This window comes from Streptomyces sp. NPDC006372 (assembly GCF_040612515.1).
In the GTDB taxonomy this organism is placed as follows: domain Bacteria; phylum Actinomycetota; class Actinomycetes; order Streptomycetales; family Streptomycetaceae; genus Streptomyces.
The window spans coordinates 423817-450002 of record NZ_JBEXQJ010000001.1; the positions used below are offsets into that span (position 1 = coordinate 423817).

Consider the following 26186-nt stretch of genomic DNA (forward strand, 5'->3'; position numbering starts at 1 on the left):
TCGGCGTCAGTCCAGATAACCCCTCAGCTGGTCCGCGAAGGCGTGGTCCCGCAGCTTGTTGAGGGTCTTGGACTCGATCTGCCGTATGCGTTCCCGCGTCACTCCGAAGATGCGGCCGATCTCCTCCAGCGTGCGCGGGCGCCCGTCGGCCAGGCCGTACCTCAGTTGGACCACCTTCCGCTCCCGCTCACCGAGGGTGGACAGGACCGCCTCAAGGTGCTCCCTGAGCAGCAGGAACGCCGCCGACTCCACCGGCGATGCCGCGTCGCCGTCCTCTATGAGGTCGCCCAGCGCGACATCGTCCTCCTCCCCCACCGGCGCGTGCAGCGACACCGGCTCCTGGGCGAGGCGGAGCACCTCGCCGACGCGCTCCGGGGGCAGTTCCAGGTGCGCGGCGACTTCCTCGGGGGTGGGCTCGTAGCCGCGTTCCTGGAGCATGCGGCGCTGGACGCGGACGACGCGGTTGATGAGCTCCACGACGTGGACCGGGACCCGGATGGTGCGGGCCTGGTCGGCCAGGGCGCGGGACATGGCCTGGCGGATCCACCAGGTGGCGTAGGTGGAGAACTTGTAGCCGCGGGCGTAGTCGAACTTCTCCACGGCCCGGATGAGTCCGAGGTTGCCCTCCTGGACGAGGTCGAGCATCGTCAGGCCGCGGCCCACGTAGCGCTTGGCCACGGAGACGACGAGCCGCAGGTTGGCCTCGATCAGGCGGCGCTTGGCCATCCGGCCCATGACGACGAGCCGGTCGAGGTCCAGCGCCAGCTGGCTGTCCAGGTCGGGGGTGAGCCGCAGTTTCTCCTCGGCGAACAGGCCGGCCTCGACACGGCGGGCGAGTTCGACCTCCTCGGCGGCGGTCAGCAGGGGGATGCGGCCGATCTCCCGCAGGTACTGGCGGAACAGGTCCGAGGAGGGGCTGCCGGTGTCGGTGCGGGCCGGTGGGGGTTCGACCGCTTCGGGGGGTTCGGCGGCTTCGGGGGCTTCGGCCGTCCCGGCGGTCCCGGCGGGTGGCTCCTCCGGCTCCGGTTCCGTCTCCCCGTCCGTCTCGGGGTGGAGCATGACGCGGCTCTGGGCCGGGACGGCGGAGAGGACGTCGGCCTCCGCGTCCGGCACGGGGTCGTCGGCGCCGACGGCGGCACGGGCGTCGGTCTGGGTGAGGGTCTGGGTCTGCACGGGGGCGACCTCCAGGATGATCGCTGCCAAGGCGGGGGGCAGCGGTACTTCGGGGGCGGAGTCGGCGGCCTCGCCGCTGTCCGTCCCGTACGCGATGAGCGGAACGGCGGGGGTGTGGGACCCGTCGGTGACGGATCGGCCGCGCTCCGAGGACTCAGGCACCGCAACCCAGTGTGGGGTAAGACACACAGTCCCCACGAGGGGCGTGCGATGACTTTTTGCGTCCGGCCCGTGACCGCGCGGTGACGTCAGAGCGCGGCGGCGCCGTGTACCCGGAGGGTCTGGTCGTACTGCTGGAGGACCCAGAGTTCGTTCTGGACGGCGGCCAGCTGGGCCGGGTCGCCGTGGGTGCCGAGGCGGGTGAGCTGGCTCTGGATGTCGCGGATGCGGCGTTCGACGGCGCGGCGGCGGACGGTGACCAACTGGGCGCCCGCGTACACCTCGTCGACCCCCTTCGTGCCCTTGTGCAGCAGGATCGCCTCGACGGCCAGCTCCGTCACCATCGCGCGGACCGCGTCGTCGGGGGCGGCCTCGCGGACCTTGACCAGGTAGCCCTGGGGGTCCTCGACGCCCGGTTCGGCGCCGCCCGCGTCGAGGATGGCCTGGCGTACGGCGGCGTAGGGCGGGGCGGTGAACTCGTCGATGCCGTACGCGTCGAAGGCCGGTGAGACCAGCTCGGGGCGCTGGAGGGCGAGTTTGAGGAGTTCGCGTTCGGTGGCGTAGACGGGGTTGCGGAGGTTGAGGGCGGGGCCGCGGGGGGCGGCGGACGGCTGGGCGGCGGCGTACTGCTGCGACGCGTGCTGGTGCCGGTCCGGGGCCGGGCCCTTGCCGCCGCGTTCACGGGCCCAGCGGGCGAGCTGGGCCACGCGCTTGACCACGAACTGGGTGTCGAGGATGCCGAGCATGCCGGCGAGCTGGACGGCGACCTCGTGCTGGGCGCCGCTGTTCTTGATGCGGGCGACGATCGGGGCCGCCTCGTCCAGGGCGGCGGCGCGGCCGGCGGGGGTGTCGAGGTCGTAGCGGCTCACGATCTGGCGGAGCGCGAACTCGAAGAGCGGGGTGCGCGGTTCGACCAGGTCGGCCACCGCTTCGTCGCCCTTGGCGAGGCGCAGGTCGCAGGGGTCCATGCCGTCGGGGGCGATGGCGATGTACGTCTCGGCGGCGAACTTCTGGTCGTCCTCGAAGGCGCGCAGGGCCGCCTTCTGGCCGGCGGCGTCGCCGTCGAAGGTGAAGATGACGCGGGCCGAGCCGTTGTCCATGAGGAGACGGCGGAGGATCTTGATGTGGTCGCCTCCGAACGCCGTGCCGCAGGTGGCGATGGCGGTGGTGACCCCGGCGAGGTGGCAGGCCATGACGTCCGTGTAGCCCTCGACGACGACCGCGCGGGACGCCTTGGCGATGTCCTTCTTCGCCAGGTCGATGCCGTAGAGGACCTGGGACTTCTTGTAGATCGCCGTCTCGGGCGTGTTGAGGTACTTGGGGCCGTTGTCCGCCTCGTACAGCTTGCGGGCGCCGAAGCCGACGACGTCTCCGCCGATGTCCCGGATGGGCCACATCAGACGGCCCCGGAAGCGGTCGATCGGGCCGCGGCGGCCCTCCTGGGAGAGGCCGGAGAGGACGAGCTCCTTGTCGGTGAAGCCCTTGCCGCGCAGATACCGCGTGAGGTGGTCCCAGCCCTGGGGGCTGTAGCCGACGCCGAAGTGGACGGCGGCGGCCTGGTCGAAACCGCGCTCGGCGAGGAAGACCCGGCCGGTGTCGGCCTCGGGGGACGTGGCGAGCTGCTCCGCGTACCACTCCGCGGCGATCTTGTGGGCCTCGACCAGACGGATCCGTTCGCCGCGCTGGTGGGAGGGGTTGTAGCCGCCCTCCTCGTAGCGCAGGGTGATGCCCGCCTGGCCTGCCAGGCGCTCGACCGCCTCCGAGAAGGTGAGGTGGTCGATCTTCATCACGAACGTGATGGTGTCGCCGCCCTCCTGGCAGCCGAAGCAGTGGAAGAAGCCCTTGCTCGGGCTGACCTGGAAGGACGGCGACTTCTCGTCGTGGAACGGGCAGAGGCCCTTGAGGTTGCCCCCGCCCGCGTTCCGCAGCTGGAGGTACTCGGACACCACGGCGTCGATCGGGACCGCGTCCCGTACCGCCTTCACGTCCTCGTCGTTGATCCGTCCAGCCACGAGGTGATTCTACGGGGCCGAACTGACACTCCTGAGGCGAGACGGCTTTCCGGCCGGGGGTCCGGGGGTTGCCCCCGGGGATTACGGCACGGGGCCCCGCCGACACTCACGGTGCGAGGCTTTCCAGCGGCACGTGCGGGTCCGCCAGGGACTCCGTGTTCACCTGTGCCTTCGCGCGGATCAGCTGCTGGATCTTGTCCGTGACGCCCCACACGTTCACGTTCATACCGGCCAGCACCCTGCCGTCCTTCACCCAGAACGCGATGAACTCGCGCTTCCCGGCGTCCCCGCGGATCACCACCTGGTCGTAGGTGCCCGCCGGTGCCCAGCCGGAGTACTCCATGCCCAGGTCGTACTGGTCGGAGAAGAAGTAGGGCACCCGGTCGTAGGTCACGTCGTGGTCCAGCATGGAGCGCGCGGCGGCCGGTCCGCCGTTCAGCGCGTTGGCCCAGTGCTCCACCCGCAGGCTCGTCTCGAAGAGGGCGTGGTGGAAGGAGGCCACGTCGCCGGCCGCGTAGATGTCGGGGTCGGAGGTGCGCAGCCGCTCGTCGACCACGACGCCACCGCCCTGCGCCCGGTCGGCGATCTCCAGCCCGGCCGCCTCCGCCAGGGCGACGCGCGGGGCCGCACCGATCGCGGCCAGGACGTCGTGCGCCGGGTGTTCCTCGCCGTCGTCGGTGCGGGCCGCGAGGACCATGCCGTCCTGGCCGACGATCTCCGTCAGCCGCCTGCCGAAGTGGAAACGCACTCCGTGCGCGCGGTGCAGCTCGGCGAAGAGCGCGCCGAGCTCCGGGCCGAGCACACCGTGCAGCGGGGTCGGCCCGTGCTCGACGACGGTGACCTCCGCCCCGTACTCGCGGGCGGCCGCCGCGACCTCCAGGCCGATCCAGCCGGCGCCCGCGATCACGAGGTGGCCGTTGTCGCGGCCGAGGTTGGTCAGGACGTGTTTGAGGCGCTCGGCGTGGGCGAGGCGGCGCAGGTGGTGCACACCGGCCAGGTCCGTGCCCGGGATGTCGAGGCGGCGGGGCTCGGCGCCGGTGGCCAGGAGCAGCTTGTCGTAGCGGACGACGGTGCCGTCCTCGCCGAAGCGGACCGTCTTCGCCGTGCGGTCGATCGCGTCGACGGTCTGGCCGAGGTGGAGCTCGATGTCGTTGGCCGCGTACCAGGCGGGCTCGTGCACGAAGACGCTGTCGCGTTCCTCCTTGCCGAGGAGGTAGCCCTTGGACAGGGGCGGGCGCTCGTAGGGGTGGTCGCGTTCGTCGCAGATCAGTATCACGCGGCCGGTGAAGCGCTCCGCGCGGAGCGTCTCGGCCGCCTTGGCGCCGGCCAGTCCGCCTCCGACGATGACGAAAGTCTGATCCGCGTCGACCACTTGATGCCTCCTCGTGACGATGTCGCCCCTTGCGAGCGTCCCGCACGGAGCGTGATGCGGGAAGAGGGAGTGACCCGATCAGGCCACGGAGGGTCACCTTCGGGTGCGCTCGACTCCCTTGTGTCCCGTCAGTCTCATGCCTGCCCCGTCAGACGGGCGTGAAGCGAGCGGGCCGAGGCGTCGGTGAGGGAGGCGATCTGGTCGACGATCACCCGTTTGCGGGACCGGTCGTCACCCGCCCGGTCGAACAGGGCGCGGAACTGCGGGTCCAGGCCTTCCGGCGCGCGGGCGGTGAGCGCCTCGGCCAGTTCGGCGACGACGACGCGCTGGTCGGCGCGCAGGCGTTCCTGCTCGGCGCGCTGCATGACGTACCGGTCGGCGACGGCCTTGAGGACGGCGCACTCCATGCGGGTCCCGCGCGGCACGACCAGTTCGGCGGCGTACCGGGTGAGCCGCCCGGCACCTCCCCCAGTGCCTGAACGGCCTGGGCGGTACCCCCATGCGGTACGGGTCGCGGTCTCGGCGGCCAGGCAGAAGCGGCCGATGAGCTGGCTGGTGGCGTCTTTCAGCCGGGCCTGGGCGACGGCGGTGCCGTCGTAGCCGTGCGGCCACCACTCCTGCGCGAGGAGCCGGTCCAGGGCCTCGGCGAGTTCGGCGGGGTCGGTGTCGGCGGGTACGTAGCGGCCGAGGGCTACCCGGAAGACGTCCTGCCGTTCCGTCTCGGCGTGCAGGCAGTTCGGGTCGATGTGGCCGGCGTGCAGGCCGTCCTCCACGTCGTGCACCGAGTAGGCCACGTCGTCGGACCAGTCCATGACCTGTGCCTCGAAGCAGGTGCGGGTGCCGGGGGCGTCCTTGCGGAGCCAGTCGAAGACGGGGCGGTCGTCCTCGTAGACGCCGAACTTGTGCGAGGCCGGGTCGGTGGGGTGGGCGCCGCGGGGCCAGGGGTACTTGGTGGCGGCGTCGAGGGTGGCGCGGGTGAGGTTGAGGCCGACGGAGCCCTCCGGGGTGAACCGTTTGGGTTCGATGCGGGTGAGGAGTCTGAGGGACTGGGCGTTGCCCTCGAAGCCGCCGCAGTCCGCCGCGAACTCGTTGAGGGCCTGTTCGCCGTTGTGGCCGAAGGGCGGGTGGCCGAGGTCGTGGGAGAGGCAGGCGGCTTCCACGAGGTCGGGGTCACAGCCGAGGGCCGCGCCCAGTTCGCGGCCGACCTGGGCGCATTCGAGGGAGTGGGTGAGGCGGGTGCGGGGGCTGGCGTCCCAGGCCGGGCCCATGGTGCCGGGGGTCACCACCTGGGTCTTGCCGGCGAGGCGGCGCAGGGCGGCGGAGTGCAGGACTCGGGCCCGGTCGCGCTGGAAGGCGGTGCGGCCGGGGCGTTTGTCGGGTTCCGGGGCCCAGCGGTCGACTGACGTCGGGTCGTAGGCCGGGGGGTGTTGTGCGGTGCCGTCCATGTGACGACAGTAAGCGCCTGTTCGTGTGCCGGGTTCTGTTTTCGGGCGTCTGCGGGTTGTTCTGGGCTGGTCGCGCCCACGCGGCGGAGCCGCATGTCGATACAGCCCCGCGCCCCTTCAGGGCGTCACGCCGAGGCCAGTTCCCGTGCCGCTGTCGGCCTCGCCAGTGCCTCCTCGTAGCGGTGCAGGAGGAGCTTGGCCATCGACGGGTGGGTGCCCAGGGGGGCCGCTGCTATCCAGGGGGCCTTCTGGGTGCACTCCGTGGCGAAGCGGCCGGGGGCCGTGAAGTAGGACGCCAGGGCTATGTGGCGGCGGCCCCTTGCCAGGAGCGTGCGGACGGCCGCTTCGACCGTCGGGGTCGCGGCGGAGGCGTAGGCCGGGACGACGGGGACGCCGAGGCGGGCCGCGAGGAGGTGGGCCGTGCGGGCGGTGTCCGCCTTGGCGTCCGGGTCGCGGGAGCCCGCCGCGGCGAGCACCACCGCGCTGGTGCGGCGGGGCGTTCCGCCCCAGCCGGCCTCCGTCAGCCGGGCCTGGAGGGCGTCGACCAGGAGCGGGTGCGGGCCCAGGGGCGCCGCCAGGTGCGTGCGGGCCGGGGCCGCCGCGGCCATCTCGGGGATGTCCCGCTTGACGTGGTAGCCGCGGCTGAGGAGGAGGGGGATCAGGACCGCCTCCGTGTCCCCCAGGGCGGCGAGGGTGTCGGGGAGCAGGGGCTCGTTCAGCTCGATGTGCCCCAGGTGCACCGGCAGACCGGGGCGCAGTGCCCGGACCCGGTCGAGGAGTGCGCGTACCGTGCTCAGCGCGCGGGGGTCGCGGCTGCCGTGCGCCACGACGACGAGGGCGGGCGGCGCCGGGCGACGTGCGGCGGCCGGCGGGACGAGGCTGAGCTGGCTGGGCATGGATCGATGGTCGCGGCGCCACGTTGCCTTCCCGTTGCCGGGGTGTCACGGGTGTTTTCCGGCGGTTCACGATGCGGGACGGGTGGGGTGTGAGCAGCCCTGGCCTGGGGTTTCCCCGCCGGGAGTGAAGCTGGTCACGCGCGGGGGGATGAACCGGGCGGCCCGGCTGGACGTCCCTGACTGTCGAGGGCCGAGCCGGGGAGGGACCGTCCGATGCGTCGTCCGAAGGTCCGCAGACCGAGGCTGCCGCGCACCCGGAAGGGGCAGCGGCGGCTGGTGCAGGCCGTGATGGGCGGGTGTGTGCTCGCGCTGCTCCCGGCGACCTGGATGTACGCGGTGGCGGGTGATCGGCTGCGGACGGCGGCGGAGGTGCCGCGTACCGATGTCGCCGTGGTGTTCGGTGCGGGGTTGTGGGACGGGGAGCCCTCGCCGTACCTCGCGCACCGGCTGGAGGCGGCGGCCGGGCTGTACCGGGAGGGGCGGGTCGAGGTGGTGCTCGTCACCGGGGACAACAGCCGCGAGGACTACGACGAGCCGGACGCGATGCGCGCGTACCTGACGCGGCACGGGGTGCCCGACGGGCGGATCGTCAGCGACTACGCGGGGTTCGACACCTGGGACTCCTGCGTGCGCGCGAAGAAGATCTTCGGCGTGGACGAGGCCGTGCTGATCAGCCAGGGGTTCCACATCCGGCGGGCGGTGGCGCTGTGTCAGGCGGCGGGTGTCGATTCGTACGGGGTGGGGGTGGACGCCGTGCACGACGCGACCTGGTACTACGGGGGTGCCCGGGAGATCCTCGCCGCCGGGAAGGCCGCTCTGGACGCGGCGTTCCGGCCGGACCCCCGGTTCCTCGGTCCTCAAGAGCCGGGCGTGCAACGGGCGTTGGCCACAGCCGAATAGCCTCTCGGACGGATCCGGACTTTCTCCACGGGCGGGTTTGACGCGCGCATTTCACACAGGAGCGTGAAAACCACTCTGGACGCTCTCCGTGTTCGCGCGATCACGCTTAGTGTCTACGCCGTGCGGCGGCGGATCGGGCCGCCGTCGCGAACTGGGGGAAAGGACACCTGATGACTCGACTTCGCTCCGCGCTGGTGATGGCCGCCGCGGGCGCGCTGCTGGCCGTACCGGCCGCCATGGGGACCGCCTCGGCGGCACCCGTGGCCGCCGCGGCGGTCAAGGCCCCGGAGCCGGGCTGCGCGAAGCTCGGCGCCTACGGCCAGTGGTGGGCGGACATCCACAACGTGTGCGGGCACACCATCTCCGCCAGCGTGGAAGTCGACGGCTGGGACCCGTCGTGCATCCAGATCGGCCCCGGTGGGGTCGGAAGGATCGGTCTGGACGTGGGGGACGAGCCGTACTACGCGTACGAGTGCTGACCGGGGCCGTGTCCTGACCAGACACGGCGCCTGAGCTGAGCCGGGGGCGGGAGCGCGGTCAGCGTGCTCCTGTCCCCGGCCCTGTAGGTCAGTGTTCCTGGAAGCGCGGCGGGCGCTTCTCCAGGAACGCCGCCATCCCCTCCTTCTGGTCGGTGGTGGCGAACAGGCCGTGGAAGACACGGCGTTCGAAGCGGACGCCGTCGCGCAGGCCGGACTCCAGGGCCCGGTCGACGCACTCACGGGCCGCCCTGACCGCCGTGCGGCCGTACGCGGCGATCGTCGCCGCCGCGTCGAGGGCCTCGGGCAGGACCCGGTCGTCCGGGACCACTCGGGAGACGAGACCGCAGCTTCCAGCCTCCCGTGCGTCCATGGTGCGGCCGGTGAGAATCAGGTCCAGCGCCTTCGCCCGGCCGACCAGACGGGTCAGCCGCTGGGTGCCGCCGATGCCGGGGATGACGCCCAGCCTGATCTCGGGCTGGCCGAAGACGGCCGACTCCCCCGCGACGACCAGGTCGCACATCATCGCCAGCTCGCAACCGCCGCCCAGGGCGGGACCGTTGACGGCGGCGATCTTCGGGGTGCGGAGGTCCGCGAACTCCTCCCAGGCGGCGAAGTAGTCCTCGGCCATCATGTCGACGGCCGACTTCCCCGCCATCTCCTTGATGTCGGCGCCGGCCGCGAACACCTTCTCCGAGCCGGTGACGACGAAGCACCCGGTCTCCGGGTCGGCGTCCAACGGGCGGAGCACACCCAGGAGTTCGGCGAGGAGCTCACCGCTGAGCGCGTTGAGGACGTGCGGCCGGTGCAGGCGGACGGTCACCACGCGGCCGTCCCGTTCGACTTTCAGATGGTTCATCTTTCCTCCCTGTGCGTTCCCTGGAAGCGGCGTCACGAGTCCCAGATCGCGCCGTACGCCGGAATCCCCCGTCGCTCAAGTCCGTGCACCACCTGCCAGGTCAGCCGCTTGTTGGAGATGCAGATGACCGCCTCGGCGCCGAAGTCCCGCCAGGCGTCGTGGGCGAGCCGCACCATGTCGGGCTTGCCGTGCCGGGAGGTGTCCCAGACGAGGGCGTGGGGCTGGACGGCGAGGATCTCGTCGACGAGCGCGTCGCCGTAGGTGGCCCGTGGGTCGCGGGTCGCCCAGACCAGGCGGGAGGGGACCTCGGCGGCGAGCAGGTGGGGCAGGCAGGGGCCGATGCCGCTGCCGGTCGCCACGTAGACCACCTTGCGGAACAGGACCTCGATGTTGGCGACGCCTGCCGTGGTGATGCCCTTCACCCACACCCGGTCGGGCAGGTCGTCGATGAAGGAGCCCGTCCAGTCGCCGGCCCGGGAGATGGTGAGCCGGAAGCCGGACTCGCCGGGGGCGGGGACGTTGGCGAACGAGTGCCACTCCCTGAGCGGGCTGCGGCTGATCGCGGTGGAGGAACCGGCGAAGGGCGTCTCGCCGTGGTCGAAGCGGGCCAGCACGACGTGGGAGGAGGGGCGTTCGAGGCGCACGCCGACCTTGCGCAGCCGTAGCCAGGGCAGGGCCACGCTGAAGGTGACCAGCGCGAGCACCCCGACCTCCAGGGGGCCCGGCGACGACAGCAGCGTGCGCGTCCAGAACAGGGCCAGAGCCGCCCAGCCTCCGAAGCGGTGGATCTTCTCGAAGTGGTCGTGGTGCCGGGAGCGGAAGGGCGGCAGGGCGGTGGCGACGATCAGTGCGAGGAGGGTCAGCAGGGCCCAGCCGACGGTTCTGGGCGGGCCGTTCGGGGTCGTGATCGTCAGCGCCAGGAACCAGGCCGTTCCCGCCAGCGCCCCGCCCACGTGCAGCCCGCCGAAGTGGTACACCTTCCCGAGCGTCCAGCGGACCTTCAGCGGCCAGTGCGTCGGGGCCGAGGTCGCCAGCCGGAAGAGGAGGTTGACGACGTACTGCTGGCGTACGAGCACGGCGAGGGCGAGGTTGGCGAGGGCGGCGTGCCCGAGGGTCCGGGTGGCCAGGGGCCAACCGGCCCAGAGGAACGCCGCGTTGGCCGCGAACACCAGGGCCGCGAGGCGGTTGTAGTGCATCAGGCGGGGGTGTTTGAGCAGGCGGCGGGGGGCGGGCAGGAGCGGCGGGAGTTCGCCCGCGTCCGCCGGCGCCCTCGGGGGTGAGGTGGTCATCGAGCCACCGCCACGCGCTGATCGAGCATGCCCAGCAGCGCCTGCTTGTCGACCTTGCCGCGGTCGGTCTCGGGGAGGAGGGCGAGCGGCAGGACCTGGTCGGGGACGCAGTAGTACGGCAGGGCGTCCGCGACCGCGCGGCGGGCCGCGTCCGGGTCGACGTCCGCCGGGCAGACGAAGGACACCAGGGTGCGGGCGTCGCGTCTCAGGGTGACGGCGCGGGTGCAGCCGGCGGACGACTCCAGGACCGAGGAGACGGAGTCCAGCTCCACACGGAAGCCGCGCACCTTGACCTGGTCGTCGGTGCGGCCGAGGTGCTCCAGTTCGCCGTCGGGGGTCCAGCGGCCGAGGTCCCGGGTGCGGAACATGCGGCGGGTGCCGCCGAGGAACGGGTCGGGGGCGTAGCGCTCGGCGTTGAGGGCGTCGTCGCCGAGGTAGCCCGCGGAGACGCAGTCGCCGCCCGCCCACATCTCGCCGGTCTCGCCGACGGGCAGGGGGCGGCGGTCGGCGTCGAGGACGTAGACCGTGTTGTTGGGGGTGGGGCGGCCGATGGTGAGCCGCGGGGCGGCCGGGTCGTGGCGGCTCATCGTGTTGACGATGGTCGTTTCCGTGGGGCCGCAGCAGTTGTGGAAGGCGGCCTGCCCGGCCCATCGGTCGGCGAGGGAGCGCGGGCACGGCTCCCCCGCGACGGCGACCGTGCGCACCCGCGGGCAGGCCGCGGGGTCGAGCCCGGACAGCACGGTAGGGGTGGCGATCAGCACGTCGGCGGTGCGGGCCGCCGCCGCGATGTCCCTGCCCCGGACGACGAGAGTGCCGCCGTGGGTGAGGCAGCCGAGGATCTCCCAGGCCGCCATGTCGAAGGCGATGTTGAGGAGCTGGGCGACACGGTCGCCGGGACGCACGCCCAGGCCGCCCGGCTCGGTGAGCAGGAGGTTGGCGACGTTGCGGTGGGTGACCTTCACACCGTTGGGGCGGCCGGTGGTGCCGGAGGTGAACAGGACGTAGGCGCCGTCGTCGCCCGTGACGCGCGGGCGCGGGGCCGGGGAGTACGGCTGCGGCTCGTCGAGCGGGATCAGCAGATGGCCGTCCGGGAGCGGTACCCGGTGGGCGTGCTCGGCGACCGTGAGGACGACCCGGGTCCGGGCGGTGCGGATGACGTGCGTGAGCTGGGCCGGGGGCGCGAGGCCGATGTCCTGCGGGACGTAGGCGGCACCGGCCTTCAGGATGCCGAGCAGGCCGACGAGCATCGGGAGCGAGCGGCGGACGAACAGGCCGACGTGGTCGCCGGGCCGTACGCCCTCGCGGACCAGGCGGGCGGCGAGGGCGTCGGCGTACCGGTCGAGCTCGCCGTAGGTGAGGCACGCGCCCTGGTGTTCGGCGGCCACGGCGTGCGGGGCGGCCAGGGCGTGCCGGGTGACGGCGTGGTGCAGGAGCGGGTCGGGGACGGGGACGGTGGGGCCCCGGCCGTACTGCCGGAACAGGTGCCGGTCCTGGGGGGTCAAGTGGCGCAGAGGCATGATCGAGTGGCCTCCTGGCTGTTTCGAGAGTCGGATTGCCACAGCGGTGGAGCCGCGGTGGATGCAGCCGTGAGCGGCGGGCATGCCCGGTTGTCGAACGCCGTGCGGAGTCGTGCGAGCGCTACGCGTAGCGAGAGCGTAGTGCGGCTGATTCAACTCTCAACGAGGTCGGATCGGACAAGAAAGGAACGCAATGAGCCACATGTGGCGTTTTTCGTCACAAGGGCAACGTGAGTGCAGGTCGGCGACGACCTGAAGGTGGGCGGGACTGTGCCCTCACGTCGGAGGCTCGGCGGCGGGGAGGTGTGCGTCCCGGCGGCGTAACAGGGAACCGTGCCGCGCGTAACACGGCCGAAGCACGCTGAACGGTATGCAGACCACCGCGACGCCCACGCACTGCCCGTACTGCGCCCTGCAGTGCGGGATGAACCTCACTCCCGCGCCGGACGGGACCGTCGAGGTGAGCGAACGTGCGGACTTCCCGGTGAACCGGGGCGCGCTGTGCGGCAAGGGCCGTACGGCGCCGGCGGTGCTGGCCTCGAACGTGCGCCTGACCTCACCGTTGGTGCGGTCCGGTGACGCGCTGGTGCCCGCCTCCTGGGACGAGGCGCTGGACCGGGTCGCCGCGGGGCTGCGCCGTACGCGCGAGGGTTACGGACCGGACGGGGTGGGGGTGTTCGGCGGGGGCGGTCTGACGAACGAGAAGGCGTACACGCTCGGCAAGTTCGCGCGGGTCGTGCTCGGCACCTCCCAGATCGACTACAACGGCCGTTTCTGCATGTCGTCGGCCGCGGCGGCCGGCATCAAGGCCTTCGGCCTCGACCGCGGGCTGCCCTTCCCCCTCGAGGACATCCCGAGGACGGGCTGCGTGATCCTGGTCGGCTCGAACCTCGCGGAGACCATGCCGCCGTCCCTGCGCTTCCTCACCGAGCTGAAGGAGAACGGCGGGACGCTGATCGTCATCGACCCGCGCCGCACGAAGACCGCCGAACAGGCGGACCTGCATCTGGCGCCCCGGCCGGGCACGGACCTCGCGCTGGCGCTGGGCCTGCTGCACCTGGTGATCGCCGAAGGACGGGTCGACGAGGAGTACGTCCAGGAGCGGACCGTGGGCTGGGAGGACGCCCGGGCCGCCGCGATGGCGCACTGGCCGGAGCACGTGGAGCGGATCACGGGGGTGTCCGTTCCCCAACTGCGGGAGACGGTACGGCTGTTCTGCGAGCCGGAGTCGGCGATGGTCCTCACCGCCCGGGGACCGGAGCAGCAGTCCAAGGGCACCGACACGGTGGGCGCGTGGATCAACCTGTGCCTGGCGACCGGCCGCGCGGGCCGGCCACTGTCCGGGTACGGCTGCCTGACCGGGCAGGGCAACGGGCAGGGCGGACGCGAACACGGGCAGAAGGCCGACCAGTTGCCGGGCTACCGCAAGCTCGACGATCCGGCCGCCCGGCGGCATGTCGCCGAGGTGTGGGGCGTGGACCCGGACGCACTGCCCGGTCCGGGGCGCAGCGCGTACGAACTGCTGGACGCGCTGGGCACGGACATCAGGTCCCTGCTGCTGATGGCGTCCAACCCGGTGGTGTCGGCGCCGCGTGCCGCGCACATCGAGGAGCGCATCCGGTCACTGGACTTCCTGGCCGTCTGTGACGTGGTGCTGTCGGAGACGGCGGCGCTCGCGGACGTGGTGCTGCCGGTCACCCAGTGGGCCGAGGAGACCGGCACGACGACCAGCCTGGAGGGCAGGGTCCTGCTCCGCCGCCGGGCCATCTCCCCGCCGGACGGCGTCCGCACCGACCTGGAGGTCCTCCACGAACTGGCCGCCCGCCTCGGCGTGGAGAAGGGCTTCCCGACCGACCCGGAGGAGGTCTTCGAGGAACTCCGCCGGGCGAGCGCGGGCGGCCCGGCGGACTACTCGGGGATCACGTACCGGAGGCTGGCGGAGGAGGACGGGGTGTTCTGGCCCTGTCCGGCGGTCGAGGCGGCGGAGCCGGAGGGCCGATCCTCCCCCGTGACCGGGTCGGGGGATCCGGCGCCCGGCCTGCCCGAGCCGCCCGCGCCGGGCCGCCCGGCCGTCACGACGGACGCCTCGGAACGGACACACCCCGGCACTCCCCGCCTCTTCCTCGACCGCTTCGCCACGCCCGACGGCCGGGCCCGGTTCGTCCCCGTGTCGCATCGCCCGACCGCCGAGGAACCGGACGAGGAGTACCCCGTGCTGCTGACCACCGGGCGGGTCGTGGCGCAGTACCAGTCCGGGGCGCAGACCCGGCGGGTGGCGGAGCTGAACGCTGCCGCGCCCGGGCCGTTCGTGGAGCTGCACCCGCGACTGGCGGCCCGGCTCGGGGCGGCCGAGGGTGACCCGGTTGCCGTGGTGTCCAGGCGGGGCCGGGCCGTGGCGCCCGCGCGGATCACGACCGCCATCCGCCCCGACACCGTCTTCATGCCCTTCCACTGGCCGGGCGAGGGCCGCGTCAACACCCTCACCAACCCGGCGCTCGACCCGACCTCCCGGATGCCGGAGTTCAAGACGTGCGCGGTACGGCTGGAGGCGGTGCCGTCCTAGGGGCGGGCCGTTGCCGCCGTACTGTGGCGCGACGCGCAGGCGGGCCGGCTCGTCGGGGTCGCGCCGCGCGGGAGGGCCGTACCGTCGCAGCACACGGTCGCACCGCACAGCCACACCGCACAGCCCCACCACACGGCCGCGCCCCGCAACGCGCTCTGCAGGAGGGCGTTCAGCCCTGCGGAGCCACCATGCCCCCGTCGAGCCGCAGCATCACCTTGCTGCTCGCGCTCGCCGGGTTCGCCGCGACCGCGAGGGCCTGTTCGGCCCGGTCCAGGGGGAAGCGATGGCTGATGACCGGTGAGACGTCCAGGCCGTCGCGCAGGGCGCGCAGGGCGTCGTCGATCTCGTCGACGAAGCGGTAGGAGCCGATCCAGGTGATCTCGCGGGTGACGAGGTCGCCCAGGACCGCGGGCTCGGCCGTGCCCGGCAGGTTGCCGACCTGCACCAGGGTGCCGCCGCGGGCCGTGGCCCGCAGGACCGCCCCCAGCGCGGCCGGTGCGCCGGACGCCTCGAAGACCACGTCCACGTCCCGGGGCAGTTCCTCGCCCCGGGAGACGTCCACCGTCGCGTCCGCGCCCATGCGGCGGGCCACGTCGAGCGACGCGGCGGACAGGTCGGCGGCGAACACCCGATGCGCGCCGTGGTGCTTGGCGGCGGCGACGACCAGCGCCCCGATCGGGCCGGCCCCGTTGACCAGGACCGTACGGCCGCGCAGCGCCGGGGCCCGGCCCACGGCGTGCAGGGCGACCGCCAGCGGCTCCGCCAGGGCGCCCGACAGGGTGTCCACGCCCTCGGGCAGCGGCCGGACCTGGGCCGCTGGCACCGTACGGAACTCGCTGAACCCGCCGTCGGTGTGCGGGGTGTGGGCCGCCGAGCCGAAGTAGCGGACGTGCGCGTGGAGGTTGGCGCGCCCGGCGAGCCGCTCCGGGAGCGGGCCGACGAGCTGCGCCGGGTGCACGGTCGCCGGCTGCCCCTCGGACAGCCCGGTCACCCCGGCGCCCACCGCCGCGACCCGACCGGCGACCTCGTGGCCGAGGACCAGCGGGTGGGCGAGGGCGGCGGTGCCGGAGGCGCCCTTCCTCCAGTACGCGACGTCGGAGCCGCAGATGCCGCCCCACTCCATCGCGAGCAGCACCTCGTCCCGCGCGGGCTCGGGCCGGGGCCGTTCGTCGATCCGTACGTCACCGGCGCCGTGCACGACGACGGCCCTCATCGAGGTGACGGGCGAGGTGACGGTGGTCATACGGCGTCCTCCAGGCGGACCAGGTCGCGTCCGCGCGTCTCCGGTGAGAGCAGCGCGCTGACGAGGGTGATGAGGGAGTACACGACGAGCATCGCCGCGATGGGCCACCAGCTGCCGGTGGCGGCGGTGAGGCTCGCCGCGAGGACCGGCCCGATCGCGGTGGCGAGGACACCGCCGATCTCCTTGGCCAGCGCGAGCTGGGTGAACCGGGTGCGGGAGCCGAAGAGTTCGGCCATGGTCACGCTCTCCAGCGCGAACAGTCCGAGGACGCCGACGTTGAGCGCGAGGATCATGCCGAGCATCAGGGCGGGCGTGCTGCCCGAGGTGATCAGCATCATCAGCGGGAACGCCGCGACGGCGGTGAGCGAGGTGAGCGCCAGATACACGGCGCGGCGTCCGAAGCGGTCGCCGAGCAGGCCGATGGCCGGCACCGTGAGGAAGCCCAGCAGTGACCCGTACACGATGGCGTCGGTGGGTACGGAGCGTTCCGACGAGAGCTCGGTCGCGATGTAGCCGACGAGGAACGTCTGGATCAGCCCGGAGTTGCCGGCCTGCCCGAAGCGCAGCCCGAGCGCCAGGAAGAACGCCCGGCCCTTGCGCTGCTTCAGGCCCGCCTCCAGCAGTCCGGTGTCGCCGCCGGTGCCCTCCGTGACGGCGGACTCCACCTCGCGCCGGCTCATCGCGACACCGTCCACAACGTCGGGCCGCTCCTCGAAGACCGGGCTCTCCTTGAGGTTGCGCCGCAGCCACACCGCGAACAGCAGCAGGCCGAAGCTCAGCAGGAAGGGCAGCCGCCAGCCCCAGGACAGCAGTTGCTCCTCGCTGAGCACGGCGAGCAGCACTGCCCACAGTCCGGAGGCGGCCAGGGTCCCCGAGTTGGTGCCGAGCGACACCAGCGACGAGACCAGTCCGCGCCGCTGCCTCGGGGCGTACTCGGCGAGCATCACGGTCGCGCCCGCGATCTCCGCGCCGGCGCCGAAGCCCTGGGCCAGCCGCAGCACGACGAGCAGGACGGGCGCGAGGATGCCGATGGTGGCGTAGGTGGGCAGGAGGCCGATGAGGGTGGTCGAGGCGCCCATCAGCAGGATGGTGATCGTCAGGACCTTCTTGCGGCCGAGCCGGTCGCCCATTCTGCCGAAGTAGACCGCGCCGGCGAGGCGGGCGACGTAGCCGACGCCGTAGGTGGCCATCGCGGCGATGAGGCCGATGGCGGGGCTGACGTCCGGGAAGAAGATCTTGTTGAAGACGATCGCGGCCGCCAGCGAGTACAGCTGGAAGTCCATGAACTCCATGGCCGTGCCCAGCCAGCCGGACACGGCGGCTCTGGTCAGGTCACGGGTGGTGCGTCGCACGGCGCCGGCCTGCTCGGCCGTGGTCGTGGTGTCCTTCATCGTGAACTCCGTTGTTCGTGAGCGGGGACGGTCCTGTGGGGGGCGGCTCAGAGGTCCACGCGGCCGGCGCGCAGGGCGGGGAGGTGCCGGACGACGGCGGTGACGAGCCCGGAGTCGTCGGCGAGGTCGGGCGCTCCGACGGTGGTGAGGAGCGCGCGGACCACGGCCCGGTCGTCCGGGCCGGTCTGCCAGCAGGTGGTGAGCGCGGCGCGCGCGGGATCCGGGATGTCCTGGTCCCGGGTGAGGTGCACCCAGCCCGCTAGGGCGAGTTCGAGGACCGGGGTGGCCGCGCCGCGTTCGCGCAGGAGCCGCAGGGCGGGCAGCCAGCGTTCGGTGATCTTGAGTGAGCTGTCCGAGGCGATCTGCCGCAGCGAATGACGCATGGCCGGGTTGCGGAAGCGGGCGACGAGGTCGTCGGCGTACCGGGCGGGGTCCGGGCCGCCGTCCGGCAGCGTGGGCGCGACCTCGGCGCACAGGGCCTTGACCAGCCGCTCGCCCCAGCCGTCGGCCATCGCGTCGGCGACGGTGGTGCGGCCCGCCGCGATGCCGAGGTGGGCGAGGGCGCTGTGCGCTCCGTTGAGCAGCCGCAGCTTGGTCAGCTGGTAGGGGGCGACGTCGGGGACGAGGAGGGCGCCGTCCCGCTCCCACGGCGGGCGCGGGGCGGTGAAGCGGTCCTCGAGCACCCACTGCCGGTACGGTTCACCGGTCACGGGCAGCGCGTCGTGGACGCCGAGCGCGCCGGCCGTGGCCCGGAGGTCGTCCGGGGTGGTGGCGGGGACGATCCGGTCCACGACCGTTGCGGGGAAGGCCACGGTCTCGGCCATCGCGGTCAGGATCCGCTCCCGGTCCGGCAGGTCCGAGGCTTGGACGAAGTCCCGGACGACCCGGCTCAGCACGGCCCCGTTGTCCGCCATGTTGTCGCAGGAGACGACACTGATCGGGGCCGCTCCGGAACGCATCCGCGCCGCCAGCCCGCAGGCCAGGCGTCCGATCACGGTCGTCGCCCGGCCCTCCCGGGCCGTCGCGAGGTCGGCCGCGACGGAGGCGTCCGTCGTGTCCAGGCCGCCGGTCGCGGGTGAGCGGTGGTAGCCCTTCTCGGTGACGGTCAGGGTCACCACGGTCGTGCCGGGATCGATGAGCAGGGCGTCGACCTCAGCCGCGTCCCGCCCGAGGGCGTAGGCGCCGGTGAGGGCGCCGACGACACGGGGGACACCGCCCTCGGGACGGCGTTCGGTGAGCGAGTACAGGCAGTCCTGGGCGCGCAGGGCGTCGGCCGTGGACGCCGAGCGGGGAGCTACGGCGGCGGTGCCCCAGGGCTCGCCGGAGTGCGCGGCGGCGTTCTCGGTGTAGAGGGCCTGGTGCGCCCGGTGGAAGGCGCCGATGCCGAAGTGGACGATCCGGGTGCGCAGGTCGGCGGGGTCGACGCGGGGGCGCGACTCGGGCGGGAGGGCGCCGAGCGCGGCGCGGTTCAGCTGGTGCACGCCGCTCACCAGTCGTGCACCGAGCCGTCGAGCCGGCGTGCGACCGGGAGGTAGCGCCGCTGGTAGGGGAAGCGTTCGGCGGCCTTCTCGTCGTAGTCGACCCCCAGGCCCGGCTCGTCCGAGGGGTGGAGCATGCCGTCGGCGAAGGTGACTCCGGTGCGGAACACCTCGGCGGCCTCGTCGGGGTGGCCCATGTGCTCCTGGATGCCGAAGTTGGGTACGGCGATGTCGAGGTGCACGGCCGCGGCCATGCTGACCGGGGAGAGGTCGGTGGCGCCGTGCGAGCCGGTGCGTACGTGGTACACCGCGGCGAGGTCGAAGATCCGGCGCAGATGGGTGATGCCGCCCGCGTGCACCACGGTGGTGCGTACGTAGTCGATGAGCTGCTCGGTGATCAGGTGCTGGACGTCCCAGATCGAGTTGAACACCTCGCCGACGGCGATCGGCGTGGTGGTGTGCTGCCGGATGAGCCGGAACGCGTCCTGGTTCTCGGCCGGGGTGGGGTCCTCCATCCAGAACAGCCGGCAGGCCTCGACGCTCTTGCCGAAGCGGGCCGCCTCGATCGGTGTCAGACGGTGGTGCACGTCGTGCAGGAGGTGGAAGCCGAAGCCGAAGCGCTCCCGGACGGCCTCCAGGTAGGCCGGGGCGAAGCCCAGGTAGGCCTCGGTGTCCCAAGGCTGTTCCTCGGGCAGGTCGCTCGCCGCCGGTTCGTACAGCTTGCCCTTGCGGACGCCGTAGGTGCCGCCGACGTCCGGCACCGCCGCCTGGGCGCGGACGGCCTTGTAGCCGAGCTCCAGGTAGCGCTCGACGTCGTCGAGGAGGGAGGGCACGTCCGTGCCGCTGGCGTGCGAGTAGACCAGCACGCCGTCGCGGGACCGGCCGCCGAGCAGCTGGTAGACGGGGAGCCCGGCGGTCTTGCCCTTGATGTCCCACAGGGCCGTGTCGACGGCCGCGATGGCCGTCATGGTGACGGGACCGCGCCGCCAGTAGGCGCCCTTGTAGAGGTACTGCCAGATGTCCTCGATCCGTGCCGGGTCGCGGCCGATCAGCAGGGGGGCGAGGTGGTCGCGCAGATAGCTCGCCACGGCCAGCTCACGTCCGTTGAGGGTGGCGTCACCGAGGCCGGTGACGCCGTCCGTGGTGGTGATGCGCAGGGTGACGAACGTGCGGCCCGGGGAGGCGACGAAGACCTCGACGCGCTCGATCTTGCTCACGGGAGAGCTCTCCTTACGGCGGCCGGCGGTGGGCGGCTCTTGTCGTGCACGCTTGTCTGCACGCTTGTCGTGCAGGGCTTGTATACAAGCATCTGTCGCACAGGTCAGCAAGACCCCTGCTGCGATACGTAGGATGTGCACATGCCCCAGACGAACCGGCGGACCAGTCGTCGCTCCATCTACCTGAAGCTGCGTCAGATGGTGCTGACCCTCGAACTCCCCCCGGGCGCCGCCCTGTCGGAGAACGAACTGGCCGCGTCCCTCGGTGTGAGCCGCACCCCGGTGCGGGAGAGCCTGATCCTGCTCGCCCAGGACGGACTGGTGCAGATCTTCCCCAAGATCGGCTCCTTCGTGTCCCGGGTGGACCCCGCCCAGGTCGCCGACGCCCAGTTCCTGCGCGAGGCCGTCGAGCTGGCCTCGCTGGACGCCCTGCCGCCCGAGCTGGACGCGTCGGTCGTCGAGGAACTGCGGGACAACCTCGCGCGCCAGCAGCGCGCGCCCCTCGGCCTGGAGGAGTTCTTCGAGCTGGACGAGGCGTTCCACCAGGGCCTGATGCGGCTGAGCGGGCACGGCGAGGTGTGGACCACGGTCGCCGCGGCCAAGGGTCACCTGGACCGGGCCCGGCGTCTCGGTCTGCACGAGAACGTCTCCCCCGCGGTCTTCGCCGACCAGCACCGGGAGATCTTCGAGGCGGTCGTGGGCGGGGACCTCACGTCGGCCCGCACCGCCATGCGCACCCACCTGCGCGCCGTCTTCAGCGACATCGAGCGCATCCGGGCCCACTCACCCGAGCTCTTCGCCACCGGATCCGCCTCCGTGCCGGTGCGGCGCAACGTCGTCGTCTGGGAGTAGCGCGCACGACGTGGGGGCGGGCCCGCGCCCCGTGACGCGAACCCGCCCGATGAACTGCTACCGCCCGGCTCAGCCGACGTCGACCGCGCTCCAGGCCGCGGCCACCGCCTTCTGCTCCGGGCTGTCGCTGCCGTAGAGGTCCTTGGCCGCGTTCAAGGTGGCCGTGCGCGCGCCCGCGTAGTCCGTGGAGGACGTCATGTAGACCGTCAGGGCGCGGTACCAGATCTTGCCCAGCTTGGCCCGGCCGATGCCCTGGACCGTGGAGCCGTCGCAGGTCGGGGAGTCGTGGGCGACGCCGTTGATCGTCTTCGCGCCGCTGCCCTCCGCGAGCAGGTACGCGAAGTGGTTGCCGACGCCCGAGGAGTAGTGCACGTCCAGGTCGCCGACCTTCTCGCTCCAGCAGTCGGCGGACTTGCCGTCCCTCGACGGCTTGTCCATGAAGCGCAGTGCCTCCCGGCCGAGGCCCGAGCGGACGATCTTCTCGCCGATGCGCCAGTCGCCCCGGTCCTCCGCGTTGTCGGCGTAGAACTCGACGAGCGTGCCGAAGATGTCCGACGTGGCCTCGTTCAGGCCTCCGGACTCGCCCGAGTACCTGAGCGCCGCCGTCTTCGACGTCACGCCGTGCGACATCTCGTGCCCGGCCACGTCCAGCGAGACCAGCGGCCCCAGCTGCTTGCCGTCGCCGTCGCCGTAGGTCATGCAGAAGCAGTTGTCGTCCCAGAAGGCGTTGTTGTAGTCCTTGCCGTAGTGGACGCGGTTGAAAGAGCCCTTGCCGTCGCCGGCGATGCCGTTCCGGTCGTGGACCTTCTGGTAGTAGTCCCAGGTGACGTCCGTGCCGTACTGGGCGTCCACCGCCACCGTGGCGCGGTCGGAGGCCTCGCCCGAGCCCCACTGGTTGTCGGGGTCGGTGAAAAGCGTCGCGGGGGCGCGGGTCAGGCAGACCGTCAGCAGGCACTTGTCCGTCTGGTTCGCCGCGTCGCCGGTGTAGGTGCCGCCGCGCGTCGCGTCCTTCAGCTGGTACGACGACCCGGACCGCGTCGTCTCCAGCGGAACCGTCCCGCCGTAGAGGGACTTGCCGTCACCCGAGGCCGATTCCATCGTGTCCCAGGTGTCAATTCGGTCGCCGGTCGTCGCGTCGGTCAGCACCGTGCGCCCGACCGGGTTGCCGAGTCCGTCGTGCGCCACCGCGTCGGTCTGCCAGGCCAGCCTGGGGGCGCCGTGCAGGGCGTCGACGACCAGCCGGGGCTTGGCGGTCAGCTTCTTCAGGGTCTCACCGAGGTGCGCGGCGCGCAGCAGGCCCGCCGCGAGGTCGGCGGCCTTCGGGGCGGTCACCTTCGGTGTGACGGTGGCGAGGGAGAGTTCGGACTTCGTCGCCCGGCTGGTTCCGCGGTACGTGCCGTCCGGGTTCAGGTGGAGGACGAAGTCGCCGCCGAGGACCGGGAGCCCCCGGTAGGTGCGGTCGTAGCGGACGTGCCGGGTGCCGTCGTCGTCGACGACGACGTCCCGGACCTTCGTCTCCTGGGCCGAGGAGAGGCCGAGAGCCCCGGCCCGGTCCGCGAGCACCGACTCCGCGTCCTCGATCACGCTCGACCGGGTCGGTCCGTCGACCGCGCCGGCGGTCGGGGAGAGCACGGCGGCCAGCAGGGCGGCGGTGCCGGTGACGGCCACACCGGCGGTGGCGAGGCGGGAACCGCGGACATGACGTATCCGACTCATCGGTCTCCTCATACGGGCGCACCCGGTCGCGTGGGGTCGACCGGGTGCGGCGTTGATGTTGACCGCGAGTTAAGGCGGCCTGGACATGCCATGTCCATAGGCCCGGTGTGCAGGTGTGTGAGGGTGGAGAATCGTTCCTGTGACCCTCCCCTTCTTCGTCTACGGCACCCTCCGTCCCGGCGAGGTCAACCACGACCTCTTTCTGCGCGGCCGCACCCGCTCCGCGGAGCCGGGGCGGCTCGTGGGGGCGGTGCTGTACGACGGGCCCGGCTATCCCTACGCGGTCGAGGAGCCGCGCGGCGGCGAGGTCAGCGGGGACCTGGTGACCGCGCCGCCGGAGGCGTACGCCGCGCTGCTCGCCGAGCTCGACCGGCTGGAGGAGTACGTGCCGGGCGACCCGCGCAGCCTGTACGAGCGCGTCGAGCGGAAGGTCGTACGGGAGACGGACGGGGCGACGGTCCGGGCCTGGGTGTACGTCGCCGCGCCCGCCGTCGCCGCCCGGCTGCGGGCCCGGGGGAGGCCGATCGCGGGCGGGGACTGGCGGGCGCGGGGGTGGGACCGGGGCGTTCCGGGACGGTGACCGCGCCTCAGCCCGCGTACGCCCGCCTCTCCCTGGCCTCCCTCAACGCCGTTCCCCACCAGACCAGTTGGTCGATCATGGCCTTGGCCGCGGCGTCCGGGCCGGCCGGGTCCCGCAGGGCGCCCCGGTCGTCGAAGGAGGCGCCCGCGTTGTGGAAGGAGACGGTGTCGCGGACCGTCACGGCGTGGAGCTCGGCGAAGACCTGGCGGAGGTGCTCCACGGCGCGCAGACCACCGGCCAGTCCGCCGTAGGAGACGAGGGCGACGGGTTTGGCCCGCCACTCGCCGTAGTGCCAGTCGACGAGGTTCTTCAGGCCCGCCGGGTAGGAGTGGTTGTACTCGGGCGTGAGGACCACGAAGGCGTCCGCGCCGGCCAGCTTCGGGGTGATGCCGGACAGCGCGGCGGTCGCCTCGGGGGTCGGTTCGAAGGAGGTCGGCAGCTCGGCGTCGGCGACGTCCACGACGTCGGCGACGATGTCGTCCCGGTCCCGGAGACGGCCGAGGAGCCAGTCGGCCACGACAGGGCCGAAGCGGCCGTGGCGGTTGCTGCCCACGACGAGGGTCACTCGGAGGGGGCCGCCGGTCTCGGTGAGGGCGGCGCTGGGCGTGTCGGTCTGGGTTGGGTTCATGCCGCAGAGCCTCGTACCTCAACCTTTCTTGAGGTCAAGCCGCCGCTATGTGCCGCGCTCCGGTCACCCGTTCACACGCGCCCTCCGCGGTTTTCCGCACACCACCCGGCGAACGCCTGTGACCTGCCGAAACGGGCTCGAAGGGCGGTCGCACCGGCTCCTCCTGACACCCATTCACCCCAATTCTGACGCCCCATCAGAAAGCGCGGTCGCCCCGGTGCCCGTTACCTCGGAAGGGCAGGTGCAGGACCGAACAGCTCGAAGGAGCACGATGCGACGTACCGTCCGGCCGCTGACCGGTACCGCGCTCGCCGTCGCCGCCGCGGCACTCGCCGTCGCCCCCGCGTACGGCGCGTCGGCCGGGGAACTGGAGGTGTCCCCTGCCTCGGTCGTGCCGGGCAGCGAGGTCTCGGTGCGCACGGCGGCCTGCGGCGACGGCGGCTCGGCGACGGGGGACGCCGACGCGGTCGGAGCCGGTTCCCTCAGCCTTGCGCCGGGCCCCGGCGAGCAGGACGCGAGCGGGCGGTTCAAGGTGCCGCCGAGCGCGCAGCCGGGAACGTACGAGATCATCGCGACCTGCACCGGAAGCGGCCGGCGGGTCACCGGTGACCTGGTGGTCACGCTGACCGCCGGGAGCCTGCAGGTGCAGCCGAGAGGGAGTGTGAAGACGGGGGTCGGCGGCGCCCTGGGCACCGACCCCGTACAGACCGCGGCCGGTGTGGCGGCCCTCGCCGTCGCCGCCGCGGGCGGTACCTGGCTCCTGCATCGCCGGGCGAGAGGCGACGGGATCTGACGGACACCCTCCGCTGTCCGTCGCCGGTACCGCACGTCCCTCCCCCTCCGGGTCCGACGCCCCTCGCGGCCCGGAGGGGGCGGGGCTCCACCGGGCGGGGGCTCCGCCTGGGGTGGGGCTCCGCCGGGACGGAGGGCGGAACACCGGGGTCGGAGCCAGGAGCCGGAGTCGGGAGCCAGAGGCAGGTGCTTGGACCGCCGGGGCCGGAGCCCGGGGCCGGGAGCCAGGAGCCGGGACCGGAAGCCGGAAGCCGCGACCGGAAGCCACAAGGGCTTGACCGCGGGGCCGCCGGGGCCGGGAAACAAGAGCCGGTACCGGAAGCCGCACGAGCTTGGACCGCGGGGCCGCCGGGGCCGGGAAACAGGAGCCGGTACCGGAAGCCGGAAGCCGCGACCGGAAGCCGGGGGCGGGGGCCGTGAGCCAGGGGCCGGGACCGGGAGCCAGGAGCCGGGGCGGGAAGCCGGGCCCCCGGGACCGACGGTGACCAGGGATCGGAGGCCAGAGATCGGAAGCCAAAGGCCCGGGGTCGCCAAAGCCGGGAACCGCCAGTGCCGGAACCCGGGCGTGTATCGGGGATCGGGCGTCAGGAAAGGGTCGGCCATGCGCGGGTTCCCAAGGCGCGGCACAAGACCGGGTGATCCGGCCGGTGCCGCCATAGCGGCCGTCACCATGTTCGCGCTGTGCTCCGGGACGTGGCTGTTGCGCGACGGCGCCGAGACGCAGGCCCCGCCGCAGCCCTCCGCCGCACAGGCCCGCGGCGGGCACGACGGGCAGGACGGCCGTGCCGGGGAGCGGCCCGCCACGCCCGTGCTGCCGCCCTCACCACCCGACCGCATCCGCATCCCGGCGATCCGGGTGAACGCTCCCCTGACCGGGCTCGGCCTGACGCAGACCGGCAGTCTCGACGTACCGCCGGCCGCCCGGAGGAACCTCGCGGGCTGGTACGAGGCCGGCACCACCCCCGGTGAACGGGGCACCGCGATCGTCGCCGGTCACGTCGACAACGCCGACGGCCCCGCGGTCTTCTACGACCTCGGCGCCCTGGCCAAGGGCAGCACGATCGAGGTGGACCGGCGGGACGGCGGCGTCGCGGTGTTCACCGTGGACGCCGTCGAGGCGTACGCCGCGCAGGACTTCCCCGACGAGCAGGTCTACGGCGCCGCAGGCCGCCCCGAGCTGCGAGTCATCACCTGCGGCGGCGGCTGGTCACGCACCACCGGCTACCAGGGGAACGTGGTCGTCTTCGCCCATCTGACCGGCAGCCGCTGACCCGCCGAGAACGTGGGCCCGCCCCCAGGCGCCCAGCGGCTCCAGGGCCTCGTTGAGGGAGACGCCCCGGGCCGTCAGCGAGTACTCGACGCGGGGCGGGACCTCGTCGTACGCCTCGCGATGCACCAGCCCGTCGGCCTCCATCTCCCGCAGATGCGAGGCGAGCACCTTCTCGGTGATCCCCGGCACCTCCCGGCGCAGTTCCCCGAAACGGCAGGGCCGCTCGTTCAGCGCCCAGAGGATCAGCACCTTCCACTTGCCGCCGATGACGTCCATCGCCGCGTCGATCCCGCACACGTACGCCCCCGGCCGCCGCTCCGTCGTCCCCATGCCCGAGCCCCTCCCCTGCCGCTGCCTG

22 protein-coding genes are annotated in these 26186 nt (G+C 72.8%); 7 read left to right on the plus strand and 15 right to left on the minus strand.

Annotated elements, in window-relative coordinates:
• Nucleotides 1-6: 6 nt before the first annotated feature.
• The 5 genes from ABZ016_RS01925 to ABZ016_RS01945 all read right to left on the minus strand — a co-directional run bounded on the left by ABZ016_RS01925 (nt 7) and on the right by ABZ016_RS01945 (nt 7057).
• Nucleotides 7-1335: a sigma-70 family RNA polymerase sigma factor gene (locus ABZ016_RS01925; RefSeq protein ID WP_356914571.1), complete on the minus strand. Its 1329-nt coding sequence runs from the start codon at nt 1333-1335 to the stop codon at nt 7-9.
• 86 nt (nt 1336-1421) lie between these two features.
• Nucleotides 1422-3344 (minus strand): DNA primase, encoded by a 1923-nt coding sequence (gene dnaG / locus ABZ016_RS01930; RefSeq protein ID WP_356914572.1) that lies wholly within the window; start codon nt 3342-3344, stop codon nt 1422-1424.
• A gap of 106 nt (nt 3345-3450) precedes the next feature.
• Entirely contained in the window at nt 3451-4716 is a 1266-nt protein-coding gene (locus tag ABZ016_RS01935; protein ID WP_356914573.1) for an FAD/NAD(P)-binding oxidoreductase, read from the minus strand.
• A 134-nt stretch (nt 4717-4850) separates the two neighbouring features.
• A complete protein-coding gene (locus ABZ016_RS01940; protein WP_356914574.1) occupies nt 4851-6161 on the minus strand; it encodes a deoxyguanosinetriphosphate triphosphohydrolase in 1311 nt (436 codons plus the stop codon).
• Nucleotides 6162-6286: 125 nt separating this feature from the next.
• A complete protein-coding gene (locus ABZ016_RS01945) occupies nt 6287-7057 on the minus strand; it encodes a sirohydrochlorin chelatase (RefSeq protein WP_356914575.1) in 771 nt (256 codons plus the stop codon).
• A 213-nt stretch (nt 7058-7270) separates the two neighbouring features.
• Between ABZ016_RS01945 and ABZ016_RS01950 the strand changes: the two genes are divergently transcribed.
• Entirely contained in the window at nt 7271-7957 is a 687-nt protein-coding gene (locus ABZ016_RS01950) for an ElyC/SanA/YdcF family protein (RefSeq protein ID WP_356914576.1), read from the plus strand.
• A 170-nt stretch (nt 7958-8127) separates the two neighbouring features.
• On the plus strand, nt 8128-8436 hold the full coding sequence (locus tag ABZ016_RS01955; protein WP_356914577.1) for a hypothetical protein: 309 nt from the start codon (nt 8128-8130) through the stop codon (nt 8434-8436).
• Between the two features lie 88 nt (nt 8437-8524).
• Here the strand turns inward: ABZ016_RS01955 and ABZ016_RS01960 are convergent, their stop codons facing one another.
• The 3 genes from ABZ016_RS01960 to ABZ016_RS01970 are packed head-to-tail and all read right to left on the minus strand — an operon-like array spanning nt 8525 to nt 12098.
• Nucleotides 8525-9292 (minus strand): enoyl-CoA hydratase-related protein, encoded by a 768-nt coding sequence (locus ABZ016_RS01960; protein ID WP_356914578.1) that lies wholly within the window; start codon nt 9290-9292, stop codon nt 8525-8527.
• Nucleotides 9293-9324: 32 nt separating this feature from the next.
• Complete coding sequence (locus tag ABZ016_RS01965; RefSeq protein WP_356914579.1) at nt 9325-10581, minus strand: hypothetical protein; 1257 nt, start codon at nt 10579-10581, stop codon at nt 9325-9327.
• Nucleotides 10578-12098, minus strand: a complete 1521-nt coding sequence (locus tag ABZ016_RS01970) for an amino acid adenylation domain-containing protein (RefSeq protein WP_356914580.1) — start codon at nt 12096-12098, stop codon at nt 10578-10580. Before ABZ016_RS01970 ends, ABZ016_RS01965 begins: the two co-directional genes overlap by 4 nt.
• Before the next feature lie 370 nt (nt 12099-12468).
• Between ABZ016_RS01970 and ABZ016_RS01975 the strand changes: the two genes are divergently transcribed.
• Nucleotides 12469-14661: a molybdopterin oxidoreductase family protein gene (locus ABZ016_RS01975; protein ID WP_356914581.1), complete on the plus strand. Its 2193-nt coding sequence runs from the start codon at nt 12469-12471 to the stop codon at nt 14659-14661.
• Between the two features lie 169 nt (nt 14662-14830).
• Here the strand turns inward: ABZ016_RS01975 and ABZ016_RS01980 are convergent, their stop codons facing one another.
• From ABZ016_RS01980 to manD, 4 genes are read right to left on the minus strand one after another with little or no spacing between them, the layout of a single operon-like run.
• On the minus strand, nt 14831-15904 hold the full coding sequence (locus ABZ016_RS01980; RefSeq protein ID WP_356914582.1) for an L-idonate 5-dehydrogenase: 1074 nt from the start codon (nt 15902-15904) through the stop codon (nt 14831-14833).
• A complete protein-coding gene (locus ABZ016_RS01985; protein WP_356914583.1) occupies nt 15901-17295 on the minus strand; it encodes an MFS transporter in 1395 nt (464 codons plus the stop codon). Before ABZ016_RS01985 ends, ABZ016_RS01980 begins: the two co-directional genes overlap by 4 nt.
• A gap of 47 nt (nt 17296-17342) precedes the next feature.
• Nucleotides 17343-18776 (minus strand): mannitol dehydrogenase family protein, encoded by a 1434-nt coding sequence (locus tag ABZ016_RS01990; RefSeq protein WP_356914584.1) that lies wholly within the window; start codon nt 18774-18776, stop codon nt 17343-17345.
• Nucleotides 18777-18781: 5 nt separating this feature from the next.
• Nucleotides 18782-19990 carry a D-mannonate dehydratase ManD gene (manD, locus tag ABZ016_RS01995; protein WP_356914585.1) on the minus strand — a complete coding sequence of 403 codons (1209 nt, stop codon included), beginning with the start codon at nt 19988-19990 and terminating at the stop codon, nt 18782-18784.
• A 141-nt stretch (nt 19991-20131) separates the two neighbouring features.
• On the opposite strand from manD, the gene ABZ016_RS02000 reads away from it, so the two are divergent.
• Nucleotides 20132-20842, plus strand: a complete 711-nt coding sequence (locus ABZ016_RS02000) for a GntR family transcriptional regulator (RefSeq protein ID WP_356914586.1) — start codon at nt 20132-20134, stop codon at nt 20840-20842.
• Between the two features lie 69 nt (nt 20843-20911).
• Here the strand turns inward: ABZ016_RS02000 and ABZ016_RS02005 are convergent, their stop codons facing one another.
• Nucleotides 20912-22558 carry a M4 family metallopeptidase gene (locus ABZ016_RS02005; RefSeq protein ID WP_356914587.1) on the minus strand — a complete coding sequence of 549 codons (1647 nt, stop codon included), beginning with the start codon at nt 22556-22558 and terminating at the stop codon, nt 20912-20914.
• 139 nt (nt 22559-22697) lie between these two features.
• Between ABZ016_RS02005 and ABZ016_RS02010 the strand changes: the two genes are divergently transcribed.
• Nucleotides 22698-23138, plus strand: coding sequence for a gamma-glutamylcyclotransferase family protein (locus tag ABZ016_RS02010; protein WP_356914588.1), 441 nt, complete (start codon nt 22698-22700; stop codon nt 23136-23138).
• A gap of 7 nt (nt 23139-23145) precedes the next feature.
• Here ABZ016_RS02010 and ABZ016_RS02015 read toward each other — a convergent pair whose 3' ends face one another.
• Nucleotides 23146-23766: an NAD(P)H-dependent oxidoreductase gene (locus ABZ016_RS02015; RefSeq protein ID WP_356914589.1), complete on the minus strand. Its 621-nt coding sequence runs from the start codon at nt 23764-23766 to the stop codon at nt 23146-23148.
• Nucleotides 23767-24037: 271 nt separating this feature from the next.
• Here ABZ016_RS02015 and ABZ016_RS02020 point away from each other — a divergent pair, with 271 nt between their 5' ends.
• Both ABZ016_RS02020 and ABZ016_RS02025 read left to right on the plus strand, forming a co-directional pair.
• Nucleotides 24038-24559: a hypothetical protein gene (locus ABZ016_RS02020; protein ID WP_356914590.1), complete on the plus strand. Its 522-nt coding sequence runs from the start codon at nt 24038-24040 to the stop codon at nt 24557-24559.
• 600 nt (nt 24560-25159) lie between these two features.
• On the plus strand, nt 25160-25828 hold the full coding sequence (locus tag ABZ016_RS02025; RefSeq protein WP_356914591.1) for a class F sortase: 669 nt from the start codon (nt 25160-25162) through the stop codon (nt 25826-25828).
• Here ABZ016_RS02025 and ABZ016_RS02030 read toward each other — a convergent pair.
• Nucleotides 25766-26158, minus strand: coding sequence for a helix-turn-helix domain-containing protein (locus ABZ016_RS02030; RefSeq protein ID WP_356914592.1), 393 nt, complete (start codon nt 26156-26158; stop codon nt 25766-25768). The genes ABZ016_RS02025 and ABZ016_RS02030 overlap by 63 nt on opposite strands.
• Nucleotides 26159-26186 lie beyond the last annotated feature (28 nt).

Excerpts from the sequence above, each read along its gene's own strand:
- ABZ016_RS01940 (WP_356914574.1), bottom strand. The coding sequence starts at position 6,161 with ATGGACGGCACCGCACAACACCCCCCGGCCTACGACCCGACGTCAGTC.
- ABZ016_RS01945 (WP_356914575.1), bottom strand. The coding sequence starts at position 7,057 with ATGCCCAGCCAGCTCAGCCTCGTCCCGCCGGCCGCCGCACGTCGCCCG.
- ABZ016_RS01950 (WP_356914576.1), top strand. The coding sequence starts at position 7,271 with ATGCGTCGTCCGAAGGTCCGCAGACCGAGGCTGCCGCGCACCCGGAAG.
- ABZ016_RS01955 (WP_356914577.1), top strand. The coding sequence starts at position 8,128 with ATGACTCGACTTCGCTCCGCGCTGGTGATGGCCGCCGCGGGCGCGCTG.
- ABZ016_RS01960 (WP_356914578.1), bottom strand. The coding sequence starts at position 9,292 with ATGAACCATCTGAAAGTCGAACGGGACGGCCGCGTGGTGACCGTCCGC.
- ABZ016_RS01965 (WP_356914579.1), bottom strand. The coding sequence starts at position 10,581 with ATGACCACCTCACCCCCGAGGGCGCCGGCGGACGCGGGCGAACTCCCG.
- ABZ016_RS01970 (WP_356914580.1), bottom strand. The coding sequence starts at position 12,098 with ATGCCTCTGCGCCACTTGACCCCCCAGGACCGGCACCTGTTCCGGCAG.
- ABZ016_RS01975 (WP_356914581.1), top strand. The coding sequence starts at position 12,469 with ATGCAGACCACCGCGACGCCCACGCACTGCCCGTACTGCGCCCTGCAG.
- ABZ016_RS01980 (WP_356914582.1), bottom strand. The coding sequence starts at position 15,904 with ATGACCACCGTCACCTCGCCCGTCACCTCGATGAGGGCCGTCGTCGTG.
- ABZ016_RS01985 (WP_356914583.1), bottom strand. The coding sequence starts at position 17,295 with ATGAAGGACACCACGACCACGGCCGAGCAGGCCGGCGCCGTGCGACGC.
- ABZ016_RS02000 (WP_356914586.1), top strand. The coding sequence starts at position 20,132 with ATGCCCCAGACGAACCGGCGGACCAGTCGTCGCTCCATCTACCTGAAG.
- ABZ016_RS02005 (WP_356914587.1), bottom strand. The coding sequence starts at position 22,558 with ATGAGTCGGATACGTCATGTCCGCGGTTCCCGCCTCGCCACCGCCGGT.
- ABZ016_RS02015 (WP_356914589.1), bottom strand. The coding sequence starts at position 23,766 with ATGAACCCAACCCAGACCGACACGCCCAGCGCCGCCCTCACCGAGACC.
- ABZ016_RS02020 (WP_356914590.1), top strand. The coding sequence starts at position 24,038 with ATGCGACGTACCGTCCGGCCGCTGACCGGTACCGCGCTCGCCGTCGCC.
- ABZ016_RS02025 (WP_356914591.1), top strand. The coding sequence starts at position 25,160 with ATGCGCGGGTTCCCAAGGCGCGGCACAAGACCGGGTGATCCGGCCGGT.
- ABZ016_RS02030 (WP_356914592.1), bottom strand. The coding sequence starts at position 26,158 with ATGGGGACGACGGAGCGGCGGCCGGGGGCGTACGTGTGCGGGATCGAC.